The organism is Enterococcus nangangensis, from assembly GCF_005405245.1.
In the GTDB taxonomy this organism is placed as follows: Bacteria; Bacillota; Bacilli; order Lactobacillales; family Enterococcaceae; genus Enterococcus_J; species Enterococcus_J nangangensis.
Map to the genome: position 1 here is coordinate 1 of NZ_BJDR01000020.1, position 17,167 is coordinate 17,167.

General features: G+C 41.4%; 15 protein-coding genes and 1 pseudogene. 5 read left to right on the forward strand and 11 right to left on the reverse strand.

Going from position 1 to position 17,167, the window contains the following annotated elements:
• Positions 1-70: 70 nt before the first annotated feature.
• The 4 genes from FFM57_RS07140 to FFM57_RS07155 form a co-directional block, all read right to left on the reverse strand.
• Complete coding sequence (locus FFM57_RS07140; RefSeq protein ID WP_137599827.1) at positions 71-379, reverse strand: hypothetical protein; 309 nt, start codon at positions 377-379, stop codon at positions 71-73.
• The gene (locus FFM57_RS07145) at positions 376-588 is read right to left on the reverse strand and encodes a helix-turn-helix transcriptional regulator (protein WP_137599828.1); all 213 of its coding nucleotides are present in this window, start codon (positions 586-588) and stop codon (positions 376-378) included. Before FFM57_RS07145 ends, FFM57_RS07140 begins: the two co-directional genes overlap by 4 nt.
• 125 nt (positions 589-713) lie before the next feature.
• Complete coding sequence (locus FFM57_RS07150; protein ID WP_137599829.1) at positions 714-3,467, reverse strand: FtsX-like permease family protein; 2,754 nt, start codon at positions 3,465-3,467, stop codon at positions 714-716.
• Between the two features lie 12 nt (positions 3,468-3,479).
• Positions 3,480-4,181, reverse strand: coding sequence for an ABC transporter ATP-binding protein (locus tag FFM57_RS07155; protein ID WP_170999924.1), 702 nt, complete (start codon positions 4,179-4,181; stop codon positions 3,480-3,482).
• Between the two features lie 158 nt (positions 4,182-4,339).
• On the opposite strand from FFM57_RS07155, the gene FFM57_RS07160 reads away from it, so the two are divergent.
• Entirely contained in the window at positions 4,340-4,906 is a 567-nt protein-coding gene (locus tag FFM57_RS07160; protein ID WP_137599830.1) for a TetR/AcrR family transcriptional regulator, read from the forward strand.
• On the opposite strand, the gene FFM57_RS07165 is transcribed toward FFM57_RS07160, so the two are convergent.
• Entirely contained in the window at positions 4,885-5,253 is a 369-nt protein-coding gene (locus tag FFM57_RS07165; protein ID WP_246023452.1) for a hypothetical protein, read from the reverse strand. The two genes, FFM57_RS07160 and FFM57_RS07165, sit on opposite strands and share 22 nt — an antisense overlap.
• Before the next feature lie 75 nt (positions 5,254-5,328).
• Here FFM57_RS07165 and FFM57_RS07170 point away from each other — a divergent pair, with 75 nt between their 5' ends.
• From FFM57_RS07170 to FFM57_RS07185, 4 genes and pseudogenes are all read left to right on the forward strand, one after another.
• Positions 5,329-5,700 (forward strand): Lin0512 family protein, encoded by a 372-nt coding sequence (locus FFM57_RS07170; RefSeq protein ID WP_137599831.1) that lies wholly within the window; start codon positions 5,329-5,331, stop codon positions 5,698-5,700.
• Positions 5,701-5,705: 5 nt separating this feature from the next.
• Positions 5,706-6,182 (forward strand): glutathione peroxidase, encoded by a 477-nt coding sequence (locus FFM57_RS07175; RefSeq protein WP_137599832.1) that lies wholly within the window; start codon positions 5,706-5,708, stop codon positions 6,180-6,182.
• A gap of 134 nt (positions 6,183-6,316) precedes the next feature.
• Positions 6,317-8,659: pseudogene (locus FFM57_RS07180) on the forward strand (TIM-barrel domain-containing protein); the annotation flags it as partial.
• 425 nt (positions 8,660-9,084) lie between these two features.
• Positions 9,085-9,390 (forward strand): DUF898 family protein, encoded by a 306-nt coding sequence (locus FFM57_RS07185; protein WP_137599834.1) that lies wholly within the window; start codon positions 9,085-9,087, stop codon positions 9,388-9,390.
• Between the two features lie 81 nt (positions 9,391-9,471).
• On the opposite strand, the gene rpmG is transcribed toward FFM57_RS07185, so the two are convergent.
• The 6 genes from rpmG to FFM57_RS07215 form a co-directional block, all read right to left on the reverse strand.
• Positions 9,472-9,621 carry a 50S ribosomal protein L33 gene (gene rpmG / locus FFM57_RS07190; RefSeq protein WP_137599835.1) on the reverse strand — a complete coding sequence of 50 codons (150 nt, stop codon included), beginning with the start codon at positions 9,619-9,621 and terminating at the stop codon, positions 9,472-9,474.
• 121 nt (positions 9,622-9,742) lie between these two features.
• Entirely contained in the window at positions 9,743-11,875 is a 2,133-nt protein-coding gene (locus FFM57_RS07195) for a peptidoglycan D,D-transpeptidase FtsI family protein (protein ID WP_137599836.1), read from the reverse strand.
• A gap of 158 nt (positions 11,876-12,033) precedes the next feature.
• A complete protein-coding gene (locus FFM57_RS07200) occupies positions 12,034-12,564 on the reverse strand; it encodes a GNAT family N-acetyltransferase (protein WP_137599837.1) in 531 nt (176 codons plus the stop codon).
• Positions 12,565-12,634: 70 nt separating this feature from the next.
• Positions 12,635-14,575, reverse strand: a complete 1,941-nt coding sequence (gene thrS, locus FFM57_RS07205; RefSeq protein ID WP_137599838.1) for a threonine--tRNA ligase — start codon at positions 14,573-14,575, stop codon at positions 12,635-12,637.
• Positions 14,576-15,128: 553 nt separating this feature from the next.
• On the reverse strand, positions 15,129-15,854 hold the full coding sequence (locus tag FFM57_RS07210; RefSeq protein ID WP_137599839.1) for a YebC/PmpR family DNA-binding transcriptional regulator: 726 nt from the start codon (positions 15,852-15,854) through the stop codon (positions 15,129-15,131).
• An 86-nt stretch (positions 15,855-15,940) separates the two neighbouring features.
• Positions 15,941-17,095, reverse strand: coding sequence for a nucleotidyltransferase (locus FFM57_RS07215; RefSeq protein WP_170999925.1), 1,155 nt, complete (start codon positions 17,093-17,095; stop codon positions 15,941-15,943).
• Positions 17,096-17,167: the final 72 nt, after the last annotated feature.

The following is a 17,167-nucleotide window of genomic DNA, read 5'->3' on the forward strand; positions in this document are numbered from 1 at the left end:
AGCACTGTTTCTTTTGACTTATTTCCAGAGAAAGTAGTTTTCAGAATATTCTAAAACGTTTTGTGCAACACTAGTGAAAATAAGCAAAGTCTATTACTTCGGCAAAAAGATACATCCCAAATACACTTGCCAATAAACCCACCAATAAACCTAAACGGTAGCTCGTAGTTCTCAAGGCCATTTGCCGCTCGTCAAATTTGCTCACTTTAGGGTTCATTTTGTCGCTAACGTTAAGTGCTAGAGCTACTAAGCTTAAGAGTACCACAGTCATGAGTAGCCCCATTAACCAATGGCCAGTTAAAATAAAAATCCCTAAGTTTAGAACACTCCAACCCGCAAGCAAGCCTTTTTGCATCTTGCTTAATTTTTGTTTCTTCATTTTGCTACCCCTCCTTGAATTTTAAAAATTTCTTCCACGGGCCTTTGAAAATAACCGGCGATGTGGAGCGCTAATTCTAACGACGGATTATACTTTCCTGTTTCAATCGCGTTAATTGTCTGGCGGGAAACGGCCAAAATTTCCGCCAATTGTCCTTGAGATAAATGTTGGGCTTCGCGAATTTCCCGCAAGCGATTAATTACCGCCATACTCCCACCTCCTGTCAAGCTTCCTTTACAGTTAATATAGCATAGCCCTTATTGGGTGTAAAGTGTCCTTTACATATTTTAGCAAAAAATCGCCGTCTCCTGGTAACTGGAAACGGCGATTTTTTTTATTCGTTGGACTTTAGTGCTTCAATCATATTAATTTCTCGTAATTTAAAATGGGTCACACCTAAGACAATGGCCGAAAAGGCAAAGGTCAAGAGGCCGGAAATAACGTAACCAGAAAGAGGAATCACCAAAGGGAAAACAATCTCAGAAGTTTCCGCCATTTTTAAAATAGCGTAAGTTAAAAGATTACCAATACCAAAGCCAAAGAGAATCCCAAAAAGCGTAAAAATTATATTTTCTCGCAGAATGTACATAGTCACTTCGCGATCAAAAAAGCCTAAAACTTTAATGGTAGCTAGCTCTCGTACCCGCTCAGAAATATTAATATTGGTTAAATTATAAAGCACCACAAAAGCCAGCGTTCCTGAAAGAATGATAAAGATCCAAACGACGGGTGCTAAGTTATCGGTGTTAGCTAATTGTTTGGTCATTTGAGTAGCAATATAAGTCGTGTTCACCACGTCGCCGGTTGCATTCAGCTCTTTTGCCAAATCTTCTTCGGCGGCACTGGTTAGCTCTGTTGTCTTCACGATGTAACTATTCGCTTTAAAGTCTTCAGCAAAAATATCTTGGTAATAGGCTTTACTAAACCAGATACTGTGACCTAAATAATTTTCGGCAATTTGCGCGACTTTTAACGAATAGCTCTCCTCGTCAATCTCTATTTTAAACGTATCGCCAACGCAAAGTTTCATGGCTTTGGCTAATTTTTGCGATAAGACAGCACCAGTTTCAGGCAGCGTAAAAGTCTGTCCGCCCTTTTGTGCTTTTAAGGTGACATACTCTTTAAATTCTTGCGCATCTTGTGGCACTAACACTGTGACATTTTGCTTTCCTAATTCTTTAGTCTCTAACGTAATTTGTTTTTGATAAGTCGCCAATTGTTGCGTGATTTCTTTTTTAGCCGTTAATAAATCTTCGACTTTAGATAAATCTGTCACGTCGGTGTCCAAGGTGACTAAAGCTTGATAATGCGTTAGATTAGCGAACTGGCGATGAATCGGCGCAGAGATGGATTCTTTAATGCCAAAACCCGCCAACATTAACCCCGTACAGCCGGCAATACCAAAGATGGTTAAAACCATCCGCGCTTTATAGCGGAAAAGATTACGATAAGAAACTTTTTGATTAAAGTTTAAGCGGGACCATAAAGGCTTGATTCGTTCTAAAAAGATGCGCTGTCCACCTTTTGGCGCTTTGGCTTGCATTAAGCTAGCCGGTTTTTCTTTCAATTCTTTTCTTAAGATGTAACCTAATGCGCCTAAAGTTGCTAAAAGCCCGGCTAAAGTAGCTAGCAAGATAAATAAAGGATAGTAGCCTAACACCATGGCGTCAAAGACAAACCGTTTCTGAATCATGACAAAAAGAATCCACGGAATAAAGTTGCTACCAATTACAACGCCTAAAGTCACGCCAATGACTGTCGCCAAGATGGCGTATAAAATATATTTGGAAGCAATTTCTCTTTTGCGATAGCCTAAAGCTTTTAAGATACCTATCTCCCGCCGATTTTCTTCAATCATCCGCGTCATAGTGGTAAAGGTAATTAAAATAGCAATCAAGAAAAAGAAGACGGGGAAAATATCGGCGATGGCATTTAATTGCGTTGCTAAAGTAGCATACTCTGTGTAGCCAGGATTATCCTCTCGTAAATTGAGATAATACGTCGGCTTCGCTAGTTCAGCAATTTTTGCTTCCCCATCCGCCAGTTGCACTTTGGTGTCAGCTAATTCTTGTTGTTTAGCCGTGAGGTCGGCTTGTTGCTGAGCTAGCTGGGTTTCACCGTCACTTAGTTGTTGGTAAGCATCTGCTAATTGCGCTTCCGCTACTTCTGCTCCGTATTGTTGGGTTAACAAAACTTTTTGTTGCGCCAATTGTGCTTTTTGCGCTGCTAAATTATTTTCAGCCGTCGTTAGTTGGGCTTGTCCTGCGGCGAGTTGTGTCTCAGCATCCGTTAGCTCAGCTTTTTTCGGCGCGAGTTCAGCTGTGGCTGCGGCTTGTAACTCCTCTTGCCGTACGGTGCTCCGCGTTTTAAAAGCCGTGGTTAACTTATCCTGCCACGCTTCAGTTTTATCTTGATAACTAGCACCAAACGTATCGTACTTTGCTAAATTACTAAAAGAAAGATACAGGATGGAATAAATGTCACTTTGAAAATTTTCTGCGGGTAAATAAGCAAAGTAATCAATATTGCCATCGCCAACGTTGGTGGTCCCCCGCGTTGCGGTGTCTAAATAGATTGGCGATTGGACAAAACCCACAATCGTGTATTCCGTTTGCGCTAAGTCTAACTCGTCATCTTCAATCGTATAGGGGTCGCCGATTTTTAACGAGCTAAAATCTTGGGCCAAGACATCTAAAACAATTTCATCGGCGGCTTGTGGTAAACGTCCAGTAACGACTTCTAAATGATTTTCTTGACTGTCGACGTGATAAGAATAAAGTTGCACCACCGCATTGGTGGAAGTATCCACATAGGCTTGACGATATCCAAGTTCAGCGGTGGTGGCCCCATTCTCCAAGGCTAATGTGCGATCCGTTTCGGTTAAACCAGCGCTACCGATAATTTGTAAATCAGATAATTTTTGGCTATCAAAATAATCATCGGCGGTCGCTTCTAAGTCCGGCCCCACCGCTTTAATTCCTACAAAAAGGAGGACGCCTAGTAAAATGATAATGGTAATGGCTACAAAGCGGCCGAGGGAACGACGAATATCACGAAAAGTCGAGCGTAAGTAAACATTTTTTTTCATGTTACTACCTCCTTACCACTCAATATCGTCAATAGAAATCGGCTGCGGATTGACTTCAATTTTTTTCACTTTGGCGTCATTGATGTGAATCACGCGATCAGCCATGGGAGCGATAGCGGAATTGTGAGTAATAATCATCACTGTTTGTTTAAAAGTACGGGAAGCATTTTGCAAAAGTTTTAAAACTTGTTTACCAGTTTGATAATCTAATGCGCCGGTGGGTTCATCACAAAGTAAGAGCTTCGGATTTTTGGCTAAGGCCCGGGCAATGGACACCCGTTGTTGTTCGCCACCTGAAAGTTGCGCGGGAAAATTATTCATCCGTTCTCCCAGACCCACTTCTTTTAAGACAGCTTCCACATCTAATGCCGCCGGTGATACTTGAGTAGCCAGCTCGACATTTTCTTTAGCTGTCAAATTAGGAACTAAATTATAAAACTGAAAAACAAAACCCACTTGCGTCCGGCGAAAAGCAGTTAACTGTTTGTCGGAGAAATTGGCGATATTCACGCCATCAATTAAAATTTCACCAGCAGTGGGGGTATCCATGCCACCTAAAATATTTAAAATAGTGGACTTCCCCGCACCACTTGGGCCTAGGACAACTGCTAACTCCCCTTCTTCCACGGTAAAAGAAATGTCATTATTAGCCACGATTTCCGTGGTCCCCATTTGATATTTTTTATATTCATTTTTAACTTCGATAAAACTCACAGCAAAAACTCCTTTCCATTAACTAGACAGGTTGTTGATTTTAAAACACTATGTTAGTATAATAATAAAAATATCAAATTTCAATATGCAAATTCGAAGCAAACGTTATGAAATCAACACTTGCTCATAATTTGTATAACTTATAAAGGAGAATTGTAATGGCGGGAACCAAAAATAATCGACGCACCCTCTATACCAAACAAGTCATTCATGAAGCTTTCTTTCAGTTACTAGCCGAAAAAGATTTTGCCAAAATTACCATAACGGGAATTTGCCAGAAGGCAGCGCTTAATCGGGGCACTTTTTACAGTCACTACGCCGACCCGCAAGCCCTTTTTACCGAAATTCAAGAAGAACTCTTTCAAGAAATCAAGCCTTTATTAGCCTTTAACCAGCAGCCTGATTTTAAAAGTTGGCTAATCAAACTTTTAACGCTTTTACAAAAAAATGAGCCAGCTGCCCGACTCATTTTGCGTGATTATCCCAATAGTCAACTGTTGAAACGCTTATTCGCTGAAGTGTATGACTTAGCTTGCGCCAACTTCCAGCAACTTTTTCAAGAAGACGATCCTGAGGTTTTAGATTATTACTTTACTTACTTTGTCACTGGCACCATTGGCACAGTGAATGAATGGCTCACGCGTGGCTGTCCCTTAACGGTGGAAAAATTAGCGGAGCTCTTAAGTAAAGCCATTAACAATGCTTATCCTTCTTCATCGAACTGACTCAAGTCCACTTTAAAGCCGTCGAAGACTTCCCCGTCGTAGTAACGCAAGAGTTGCTCTAAAGAAAGATTACTCGTGGTTTCATTTTCTAATTCCCTACTTGATTCTTCCAGATTTTCTTGCATATTTTCTTTGCGATATAAGGCGTAAGCTTCCGTCATTTGGCGGTAAGCTTCTTTTTTTGAAAAACCTTCCCCCACTAAGGTTGGGATTTCTTTTAAATACGTTTGATAAAACAAAAGTCCATCTTTTAAAATCGGTGGCAATTCCACCACGTGCAGTCCCACTGCTAAGAAATGTTCTTCATTAAACAACTTTTCATCCCCTTTGATACTTTTATTATACACGACAAGCAAGGGATCCCCCACTTTTTTTAAACTGTGCTATGCTTACTTTAAAAGAAACTAAAGGAGTCTAGTGCAATGAAAAAACTTTTATTTATTCAAACAGGTATGGGTGTGGACGTCCACGGACAAGATATTACCAAAGCTAGTGAGCGAGCGGTGCGCAATGCCATTTATCACAACTCCATGCCGGGCATTGAAGAATTATTACCTGATCACGATTTAAATAATATGTTGGTCACCGTTAAATTAGCTTTACCCACGGATGCCAAAGAATTAGATCAAGAAAAAATCAAAGCTTTGATTCCTTATGGCGAGGTCAATATCGTGACCCAACCTGGCGGCATGTTAACGACCAGTGGTATCTTTTTAGCCGAAAAAGCTGACCGCAATGATTTAATGTACATCGTGGTGGCGGCGGTGGAAGTCAGCTACGAAGGAAAGGAGTAAGGAAGATGAATATTTATGATTTTAACGTTACTACTGAAAATGGTGAGGAATATTCTTTAGCCAAATATCGCGGCCGCCCTTTAGTCATCGTCAATACGGCGACCAAATGTGGCTTGGCGCCGCAATTTAAAGAATTGGAAGAACTCTACCAAAAATATCAGGAGCAAGGCTTGATGATTTTGGGCTTCCCTTCCAATCAATTTAAACAAGAAGTAGCTTCTAGCCAAGAAGCGGCAGAAAGTTGTCGCTTAACTTATGGCGTGACTTTTCCCATGCACACCATTGCCCCCGTCAACGGTGAGGAGGCTCAGCCCCTCTTTAAATATTTAGTTACGGCGGCTCCCGGTACTTTAGGAAATAAAATCAAATGGAACTTCACAAAATTTGTAGTGAGTCCTGACGGTGAGACCATTACCCGCTTTGGTCCCCAAACTAATCCCTTAAAGATGGTGCCGACAATCGAAAGCTATTTAACAAAATAATTTTAATAGGAGCGCTGCGGCGTTCCTTTTTTTCACGTTAATTTTCAGAATAATTTTTAAATATGCCCCATTTTTGGCAAGACTAAGGTATACTAACTTCAAGCTTTGGAAATTCCCACAGAGAGGAACAAAAAATGAAACAAATTCAACATTTAACCTTAAAAAATCATGCGGCTTTTTTTACTTACGACAATGGACTTTTTGGTAAGGCTTATTTTGTGACGGAAAATATTATTCGCTTACAACTGAATCCCCAAAATAAATTTGAAAACGAGCCCACCATTATGGAAAATTTAGACGTTCCCGATGAAGGCGACGCCACTGTGGCGACGGGCGGTAGCGGCCAACAACTTAAAACTAAAATTTTGTTGGCTCCTTTTAATGAAAAAATTTTCCCTAGCGCTACCACCGCAACAAGTTTACAAACAACCAGTTACACCTTGAACTTCAATGAAGAGTTAGCCCGCATCACCATTACTAACGACCGGCAGACAGAAATTTTTCGGCAAGAAGGTCTCCCCCTAAAGAGCACACCTGAAAATTATTTAGGGCTGCGCTTAGTAAGTTCTCCTGACGAATATTTTTTTGGTGGCGGCACCCAAAACGGGCAAGTCAGCTTAAAAGGGAAAAAAATTCAAATTGAAAATCAAAACAGTTGGACAGACGGCGGTGTCGCTTCACCGGTACCCTTCTTTTTCTCCACGAAAGGTTACGGCATTTTAGTCAATACCTTTACTAAAGGAGCCTATAGTTTCCACACCCCGCGGGCAACTTACTTGCAGCATGAAGATAAGCAACTGGACTTTTTTATCATTTTAGACAGGACTCCTGCGGCAATTATTCACGGGTACCAGCAGCTGACCGGCAAGCCGCAACTAAATCCTCTCTATAGTTATTATCCGGCCCATTTAAATGCTTACAATCGCGATTATTGGGTAGCCGTCACCAAAGACAGCGACGGTGCTATTTTATTTCCTGATGGCCAGTACTATAAAGAATATCAACCGGTGAAAGAAAAAACTTTCAACACGGGCTACCGCGTCGGCACTATTTTTTATGACAGCCAAAAATTAGTTCCTAATGTTTCCATCACCAAAGAAGTTACTTTGGTCCAGCCTGACGAGCAAGGCAATCCGCAAGTCGCCACGCAAGAATCTTTAAACGGCGAAAAAAATAATTATCTTTTTTCGGCACGGGCGGTCATTGATCGCTATCAAAAGCAAGATTTACCCTTAGGTTGGTTCTTACCTAACGATGGCTACGGTGCCGGTTACGGTCAAACAGACAGTTTAGCTGGTAATCTCCAAAATCTCCAGGACTTTGGCGAATATACTCGTCAACATGGCGTGGAATTAGGTCTTTGGACACAAGAAAATTTGGCTCCAAAAAATCCAGAGCAGCCGGAAAAAGAGGACCGCGATTTAGCCCAAGAAGTAAAGCAAGCCGGGGTTGCTGCTTTAAAGACCGATGTGGCGTGGATTGGGGAAGGCTATACTTTCGGCTTAAATGGTGTGGCTGAAGCTTACGCTAAAATGACTAGCTTAAGCGCCAAGCGGCCTTTTATTGTCACCTTAGATGGTTGGGCGGGTACTCAGCGTTATGCCAGCATTTGGTCGGGGGATCAAGAAGGTTCTGATTGGCAAAACATTGCTTTTCATATTCCGACTTATCTATCCACTGGTTTGAGTGGCAATCCCAATGTCGGTGGTGACATTGATGGTATTTTTGGTGGCGACAATCCAATTATTCAAACGCGCGACTTACAGTGGAAAGCTTTCACCCCTTTACAACTGGTGATGGACGGCTGGGGTAGTAAGGCCAAAGATTTAGGCGCGCAATTTGGGCCTGAGTTCTTAGATATCAATCGCTTTTATTTAAAATTAAAAACAACTCTTCTTCCCTATTTTTATAGTTTAGCTTGGCAAGCTAGAGAAACCGGTGCGCCAATTTTACGGCCAACTTTTTTCAGTGAAGCCAATGCCTTTACTTATGGTGAACGCCTTAATAAACAATTTTTAGTCGGGGAGTTTCTGTTAGTTGCCCCCATCTATGATGCTTATCGCCTCAAAGAAAACGGTGATAGCGTCCAAGCTAGTCTTTACTTACCAGATGATTTAACCACGTGGTACGACTTTTTCACGGGGGAAAGTTATCGCGGTGGTCAAATGCTCACTGACTTTGCCGCTCCCTTATGGAAGTTGCCGCTTTTTGTTAAAGCAGGCGGTATTTTGCCTTTATGGAACGCCACCAATCAGCCGCGGGAAATTGACCATACCAAACGGCGCTACCGCATTTATCCTAGTCAAACGGCTACGAGTTTTACGGAATATGAAGACGATGGCCTAACCAACGACTTTGAAACAGGCGCAACTCTAGAAACGACGATTAGCCAAGTAGCAACCACAGAAAAAGTTACGGTGAAAATTAGCGCCAGTCAAGGTTCTGGTTACCCCAAGATGATTAAGAAGCGTCTGACTACCTTAGAAATTTTTGCTTCGGACACTCCACGGGAAGTAGTGGTCAATGGTCAAACGATTACCAACTGGACGTATGGCCCACAATTCCAAGAAAAATATACGTCTGCAAATAGTCCTTCTACTTTTGCGCAACAACAAATTAATCGTGGCAACTTTATCGTTATCCCTTTGCTCACGCAAAATATTTTTATCGACTCAACGATTGAAATTTACTAAAAATAAAAATCTGACGACAATTGCAACCTACTGGCGTCAGATTTTTTCTGTTCTCCTCTTTCTTCTTGTTAGGAAAAATTATTTATCGATGATATGCTTTTATTATAAAGTTTAAGAAATCAGCGTTTGGTCGCACATTTTTTAAATTTTCAGCAATAATTTTCGTTATTTGTTACTGGCTTTAAACACAAAATGACAGGAGGAAAGAAATGCGAAATTCTTATTTTGATGGTGGCGTTGGTGGTTATATTGGGACTGCCATCCTCGCTTGGGCAGTGACGGCCTTTACCTTTGGAATCTGTGCTCCATGGGGCATCTGCATGCGCTACAATTGGCAGATCAAACATACGGTAATTGAAGGACGGCGCTTAGCTTTTGATGGGACTGCGGTGCAACTTTTCGGCAACTGGATTAAATGGTTACTCCTCACCATCGTCACTTTGGGTATTTATGGCTTTTGGGTAAATATCAAAGTAGAACAATGGAAAACCAAACACACTTACTTTGTTGACTAAGCTGCAATCTCCTCAGAAAAAAAGAAAAAAGCCATGGACTGCTTGCTTAACAGCAGTTCATGGCTTTTTAAGTTGCATAGCTTACTTGGTTTCGCGGTGCAACGTTACCTTGCGTTCTCTTGGACAATATTTTTTAACTTCCAAGCGATCAGGGTTGTTCCGTTTATTTTTGTTAGATAAGTAGTTACGTTCTTTACAAGAAGTACATTCTAAAGTGATATTGATACGCATGCTTTTCCCTCCCTTACAGTTGACTAACGTTCTGTCAACGAGTTCTACTTGACTATCTTAGCATGATTTTTCCTGTTTGCCTAGTACTTTTTACAATTTTGTCAATGAGTTCTCCTTGACATTATTTATTGGCGTACATGTCGTAGTAAGTATCAAAGATGGCCTTGGCAATTTGTTGGTGATAACTGCCTGTGCCCGAGTCAATGTGCGGCAAGATAACGGCTACGGCCACTTCAGGATTATCCGCTGGTGCATAACCAACAAAGGAGTTATTAACGGTTTCGTGTTGTGTACCATCGCCTGGATAGTAATACGTTTCGGCAGTCCCGGTCTTACCAGCAATATCATATTTCGACCCGCTCATCCCAGCAGTTGCTGTCCCGTAGGATTGGTGGGTTGTTGCATAAAACCCTTGATGGATAATATCCCACTGTTCAGCGGTTAGATCTACTGTATTTAACAAGGTTGGATTAAAGTTTTCTAAGACGGAACCGAGATTACCGTCCGCATCATTACCGTAAACACCTTTGACTAAGCGCGCTGCATAACGTTTACCAGAAGTCGCAATGGTGGAGACATACTGGGCTAATTGCATCGCTGTATAACTGTCGTAGTTCCCAAAGGATAAGTCAAGGGCTAGCCCCATCGTCCCTGGTAAAATAGTCGAACCATCACTAGATAAAAAGTTTTGGGTGGGCGTCACTAAACCGGTGGAATATTTTGGAACGTCAATACCGGTGGAAGAACCCAAACCAAATTGTTCATAGACACTTCTTAATTTATTAAAGACGGTTAAGTCGTTAGGCAAAGACATATTAGGCGTATAGGTCGTTCCCATCAACCCTAAAGCAATGTGCATCATAAAGACGTTGGAAGATTCTCCTAAAGCCCGAATGACATCCATATTAATCTTGTTGCCAATCGTCCGGTTAAAAATGGAAGACTTGGTCGCTGTTCCTTGGAATTGTAACGGTTGGTCAATAAAGGTTTGATTGCCATTTAAAATACCATTTTGATAACCTGCCGTAATCGTCGCCCCTTTGATGGAAGACCCGGGGACAAAGACACTATTAATCGTACCTAAAGGATTATCCGTCAGCTCATTGGTTACTAAATCGTGCTGGAAACCAGCTAGGGAAATCACATCACCAGTATTAGGATTCATCACAACGGCATAAACACCATCAGAATAGGTGGTGAGTTTTTTTGCAATCATGTCGGTATATTTTTCTTTTAAAATAGCTTCGACCTTTTGTTGGAAATCAATATCAATCGTGCTAACAATATTGTCGCCTTTTGCCCCAGTAAAGGTTTCTACTTGATTCGTGATGTCTCCTTGTGTATCGACGGTCACCTTATTTTGGGCTTTGATTCCTTGTAAGACAAACTCGTATTGTTGTTCCAGATAACTCGTTCCCACCCGATCATTCAAAGAATAGCCCATCGCTACTAATTGGTCGGCACTTTCAGAAGGTAGACCCGTCTTTTCCGTAGAAACGGTTCCTAGGATGGAACGCACGGTGGAGCCATAAGGATAAGAGCGTTCCCAATCTGTACCAGTGCTGACACCTGGTAAGTAGCTAGCATTTTCTGCAACGACAGCTAGCTCTTCGTTACTGACATTTTCACTTTTTAAATAGATGGTCGTTAAAGCATACGCGCCATTCATCCGAGTAAACAAAGTCGTAGCTTCAATATCTTCGGCGGAAAAATTAATTTCTTCAGCCGTCACTTGATCCACTACTTTGGCATAAACGGCTCCTGATGATAAGTTGTCACCGTGTTCATCTTTTAGTTCCGCTTGCGGCACGCGTTTTAAAACCATTTGATAATTGTCATCATCGGCCAAGAAGAAATCTTTTTTATCCCGCTCTTTTAAAGCAGCATCTTCCGGCACGTTGATTAATTTCGCTAAATTTTGTGCTACGGTACGCATTTGGGCGGCGCTAGTACCACTGCCTTTCGTGTACGTAATCGCCGGTAGCCCAGTGTTCCCCACTAAGACTTTGCCATTGGTATCGTAAATCATCCCCCGCGGCGTACTCTTCGTTACGGTTTTTTCCGTTGAGGCCGTAATCATGGCGGTGAAGGTATCCCCATGAATAATTTGGACGTAAGCCAATTGGCCAATCATCGCTAAAAAAGCAGCGAAAATAATAAAGAATAAAAAGTTCAAACGAAAAGGAATATGGCTTTTATAGCCATTTTTTTTGTTAGGACTTGCATTTTGTTTTTTAAACCAGTTACTTGCCATTGATCTGCTCCTTATTAAAAACTCCACTTTATTGTAGCTGAAATTAAGAGGAATGAAAAGTAATCTTAGGAATGTTTAGGAACATTTAAAAGAAAAGCAACGAAAAAAATAAATGTCCCGTCCAAAAATTAACGAGACATTCATGGGATTTTTTTAAATTATTTATTAGCTCGCCATTCACGGTCCAATAAACCATAACAAATTTGATCTAAGAACTTTCCTTTGTCAAAAAAACTTTCCCGGTTAATACCTTCTTTAACAAAGCCGAGTTTTTCATACAGACGAATCGCACCGTTATTATCACTATGAACAACTAAATTCACTTTGTGCAAGCCTAGATGGTCAAAGGCATAACCTAACATTAATTGAATCGCTTCTTGTCCAAAGCCGCGACCACGATTTTCAGGAGCGGGAATGCCAATCCCCAGTTCGCCGCTCCGATTTTTAAAAAGTACATCATTTAAGGAGATAAAACCGACTAAACTGTCATCACTCACTTTACGAATCGTAAAATGAAAATCTTCATTGGAGTCGGCATTTTCAAACATTTTCTCCCAATCCTCCATTTGAAAAGGATGAAAGACGTCATAACTAATTCCCGCCATGAAAGCTTCATCCCACTGCCAATCCGTTAAAAGCTCGGCATCGCCACTTCTTAATTCTGCTAAATAAACTTTTGTTCCCCGCATAATTGCTCCTTTTAAAAAAACAGGGACAGCAAGTATGCTCTCCCAGTTTTTTTCCTGTTAGATTTAAAGCTTAAGCTTCTCTAGAATAGTTAGCTACTTCCGCAAGAATGGCATCCATAAACATCTCAGCACTTTCTGAAGACGTTTCTTTTGAGCCATATTTCCGTACGTTTACGCTACCTTCTTTCACTTCTTCATCCCCCACAACTAATTGATAAGGAATTTTCTTCGTTTGCGCATTACGAATTTTGTAGCCGAGTTTTTCATTACGATCATCGACTTCTACCCGAAGACCGTGTAGTTGCATCCGTTCTTTTAATTCATGGGCGTAATCGCTATGGTGTTCAGCGCTAACTGGTAAAATTTCTACTTGTACTGGGGCTAACCAAGTTGGGAAAGCTCCTTTATAAACTTCCGTTAAGTAAGCCACAAAACGTTCCATGGTAGAAACGATTCCCCGGTGAATAACAACTGGCCGGTGAGTATTTTCTCCATCTTCTCCCACATAAGTTAAATCAAAACGTTCTGGTAACAAGAAGTCTAATTGAATGGTGGATAAAGTTTCTTCCATCCCTAAAGCCGTTTTTACTTGGACGTCGAGTTTTGGACCGTAAAAGGCGGCTTCGCCATCCGCTTCAAAGTAATCTAAACCAAGTTCATCCATGGCAGCCTTCAACATAGTTTGGGCATTTTCCCACATGGCATCGTCATCAAAATATTTTTCAGTATTGTTAGGGTCACGATAACTTAAGCGGAAACGGTAGTCGGTAATATTGAAATCTTTATAAACGGCCACCATTAAATCTAAAGTCCGTTTGAATTCATCTTTAATTTGGTCAGGACGCACAAAAGTGTGACCATCATTTAAGGTCATTTCCCGCACCCGTTGTAAACCAGATAAGGCACCAGATTTTTCATAGCGGTGCATCATCCCAAGTTCGGCAATCCGAATTGGTAATTCTCGGTAAGAACGGATATCGTTTTTATACACCATCATGTGATGAGGACAGTTCATGGGACGTAAAACTAACATTTCCCCGTCTCCCATGTCCATTGGCGGGAACATGTCATCATGATAATGATCCCAGTGCCCAGATGTTTTATAAAGATTCACATCCGCCATAATTGGGGTATAAACGTGTTGGTAGCCTAAAGAAACTTCTTTATCCACAATATAGCGTTCAATAATCCGGCGAATCGTGGCACCTTTTGGTAACCAGAAAGCAAGACCAGAACCGACTTCTTTTGAAATCATGAAAAGATCTAATTCTTTTCCTAATTTACGATGATCTCTTTCTTTAGCTTCTTCTCTTAGTTTCAAATAAGCTTTTAAATCTTTTTCATTTAGGAAAGCTGTCCCATAAACCCGTTGCATCATTTGGTTGTGGGAATCCCCCCGCCAGTATGCACCAGCTACTGATAATAATTTAAAGACGCCAAGTTTGCCAGTAGAAGGTACGTGAGGTCCCCGACACAAATCAACAAAGTCTTTTTGACGATAAGCCGTAATCACTTCATCGGCAGGGAGTTCCGTAATCAGTTCTACTTTGTAAGGATCATCTTTAAACATTGCCAAAGCTTCATCTTTAGATAAAACTAAACGCTCGATTGGATTATTTTCCTTCACAATGTTCCGCATTTCAGCTTCTACAGCAGCTAAATCTTCTTCGGTTACTGGATGTTCGTGGTTATCCGTGTCGTAGTAAAAACCATTTTCAATCGCTGGACCCACACCTAAGTGAATGTTTGGGAACAAACGGCGTAAGGCATTGGCCATCAAATGGGCGCTAGAGTGCCGCACTAAAGCTAAAGCGTCCTCGTGATCTGGGGTAACAATTTCCAAGCGACCATCATTTTCTAAAGGACGAGTCACATCTACTAACTCATCGTTAAACTTACCAGCTAAAGCTTTTTTGGCTAAAGAATTGCTAATGGATTTAGCAACTTCTAGCGTCGTTACACCTTTAGCAAATTCTTTTTTTGCGCCATCTGGGAATGTAATAGTAATCATTAAATTATTTTCCTCCTTCTAAAATAAAAAAAGTCCTAATTTGCATCATGCAAATTAGGACGAATAAACGTGGTTCCACCTAAATTTGAAGCCGAAGCTTCCTTAAAGATCGTAACGAGACCGAGTCGCCGCGAGTTTATCGCAGTCAGAAAAGTGGTCAGCCCTCACAATTTCCCTAGAAAACTTCCAGCCGTGGTTTTCCTCTCTTAAAAAGTTCATTGGAGTTGTTGTCTTTTCTTTAATCGATTATGTTTTCATTAAAACACTTTCCTGAAATTTTTTCAAGGATAAAAGTTGAAAATTTCTTTTGTGAGCGGATGTGGCGGTTAAGTGTGGGAAAAGTATCTTGACACCTTACTCGCCTTTAAACAAAATCTTCTTACTAATCGCAATAGTTATCAAAAGACAACCAACGCTGCTGCCACTTTGTTGAATAGCATCGCGGACAATGAAAAAGACCCTCAACCTTAAGCTGAGAGTCTTGTTTTTTTGCCTCTTTCCTGCCCCTTCTTACGTTTTAAGGAGTTAGAAAGACGCTATAAAGCTGATACGCTTATTCTTCGCCGTCTAAATTAACATTATGGTAAACATTCTGTACGTCTTCATTGTCTTCCAAAACATCAATCAGTTTTTCAAATTTTTCTAAGTCGTCGCCTTCAAGAGTGACTTCATTTTGGGGAATCATGGCGATTTCAGCGGCGGTAAATTCTTCATAACCGTTAGCTTTCAAGGTTTCTTGAATCGCAGAAAAGTCATTAGGTTCACCGTAAATCACGACTTGTTCGTCTTCTTGCACAACATCACGTACGTCAATGTCGGCTTCCATCAATAATTCTAAAATTTCATCGGCGTCCCCTTTGGCTAAACCAATGATGGACGTGCTGTCAAACATATAAGCAACAGAACCTGTTACCCCCATGTTCCCGCCGTTTTTCCCGAAAGCTGCCCGTACATCAGCGGCAGTCCGATTCACGTTATTCGTGACCGCATCCACCACAATCATGGAGCCATTAGGACCAAAGCCTTCGTAACGTAATTCAGAATAATTTTCGTCAGCGGAGCCTTTTGCTTTTTCAATCGCCCGTTCAATGACGTGACGTGGCACGCTATTCATTTTAGCCCGTTCAATGGCGAAGTGTAATTTTTGGTTGGCTACTGGGTCGGGTGCTCCGGCCTTTGCTGCCATATAAATTTCGATGCCGAATTTGGCGTTAACGCGGCTGGCTTGTTTTTCTTTTTCAGCCTTTTTATCTTTAATATTGAACCATTTGCGTCCCATGTTCTCACTTACCCTTCTTAATTTGTTCCATAATCCTTTTAATTATACGTTTGAAATGCTGATTTGCAAAGTTTTTTTTGAAACTTTTAATCCATGCGCCACGGAATGCGACCCGTTATTTGTTCTGCCACCCCCGGCACTAATTGATAGAGGGCATCTACCCGATTGCTTAAGGCCAAGATGTCATGATGCCGTTTTTCTTGTTTGGTAATGAGGGGCAAAGTAACTTCTTTTTTTATTTGACTTAAGTAGCGCTGCCCCACTTGGTTAAAACCTAAGACGCGCAAAAAATTAGGAGTGGTAGTCACTTCTGCTTGCGTCAGCTGCAACAAAACATAACTTAATAAGCGGGTCAAACGAACATAGCTATAGCGTTTGGTTTTTAATGCCTTCATCAAACTAGAAAAATCCGTTTGTGGCGTTATTTTTTTCAACAAGTTTTCCAGTCCTTCAGTCATTTGGTAAATCTTTTGTAACTGGTCTTCAGTCGCCACGGTTAATTGGTAATTTAAAAAAGGAAAAAAATCAGCCCAAGAAACTAGTGGCGTACTTTTTAAAGCAGCTAAAGTTTCCACTGGTACAAAAGGCGCTACGGCGGAAAAATCTTTTTGTAAAGCAGCTTGGCGAATACTCGTGGCTGAAGCAAATTCTCCCGAAAGCTCCACTTCATGGTAGCCTGACCCAACACGGGTAATGGGTACTAAAGAAATTTCCGGTGCCAGCCGAGCCACCTCCCGCGCATAACTTAACGCTAATAAATGATTCGGCGTCGCCGCATCAAAGCCAGTGGTCACTCCCACCGCAGCGTAAGCCGCTTTCATTTGATTGGGAAAGCTCAAACCAGAATGTTTTTCTTTGACTAGTGCTTCTTTTAGGTCCCTTTCGGTTGCTAAAAGTTCGCCACCTAGCTGCGCATAATCTAAAAGCGTATTCTCCGTCCCAAAACACAAAGAAGAAACTTTTAACGCCTTTAATAGGGTTACCGCACCACGCGCAAAAAAATCAGCACTTTGGAGGGCGTGTTGTACGGGAAGTTCCACGACTAAATCACACCCATTGGCTAAAGCGATTTGCGCTCGCGTCCACTTATCAAGGATGGCAGGTTCTCCTCGTTGCAACCAGTTGCCACTCATCACCGCCACCACACAGTCCGCGCCGCTTTTTTCCCGCGCTTTTTGCAAATGGTAACGATGCCCTAGGTGAAAAGGATTATACTCTACCACTACACCACAAGCTTTCAATGGAAAAACTCCTTCCAGATTATTGATAACTTGATAAAAGGAGAGGATGACAAAACTTTTGTCACACTCTCC

Bases quoted from the DNA above. Each gene is read 5' to 3' on its own strand.
- FFM57_RS07175 (WP_137599832.1), top strand. From the start codon at position 5,706: ATGAATATTTATGATTTTAACGTTACTACTGAAAATGGTGAGGAATAT.
- FFM57_RS07140 (WP_137599827.1), bottom strand. From the start codon at position 379: ATGAAGAAACAAAAATTAAGCAAGATGCAAAAAGGCTTGCTTGCGGGT.
- FFM57_RS07200 (WP_137599837.1), bottom strand. From the start codon at position 12,564: ATGCGGGGAACAAAAGTTTATTTAGCAGAATTAAGAAGTGGCGATGCC.
- FFM57_RS07195 (WP_137599836.1), bottom strand. From the start codon at position 11,875: ATGGCAAGTAACTGGTTTAAAAAACAAAATGCAAGTCCTAACAAAAAA.
- thrS (WP_137599838.1), bottom strand. From the start codon at position 14,575: ATGATTACTATTACATTCCCAGATGGCGCAAAAAAAGAATTTGCTAAA.
- FFM57_RS07160 (WP_137599830.1), top strand. From the start codon at position 4,340: ATGGCGGGAACCAAAAATAATCGACGCACCCTCTATACCAAACAAGTC.
- FFM57_RS07150 (WP_137599829.1), bottom strand. From the start codon at position 3,467: ATGAAAAAAAATGTTTACTTACGCTCGACTTTTCGTGATATTCGTCGT.
- FFM57_RS07210 (WP_137599839.1), bottom strand. From the start codon at position 15,854: ATGGGACGCAAATGGTTCAATATTAAAGATAAAAAGGCTGAAAAAGAA.
- rpmG (WP_137599835.1), bottom strand. From the start codon at position 9,621: ATGCGTATCAATATCACTTTAGAATGTACTTCTTGTAAAGAACGTAAC.
- FFM57_RS07145 (WP_137599828.1), bottom strand. From the start codon at position 588: ATGGCGGTAATTAATCGCTTGCGGGAAATTCGCGAAGCCCAACATTTA.
- FFM57_RS07170 (WP_137599831.1), top strand. From the start codon at position 5,329: ATGAAAAAACTTTTATTTATTCAAACAGGTATGGGTGTGGACGTCCAC.
- FFM57_RS07185 (WP_137599834.1), top strand. From the start codon at position 9,085: ATGCGAAATTCTTATTTTGATGGTGGCGTTGGTGGTTATATTGGGACT.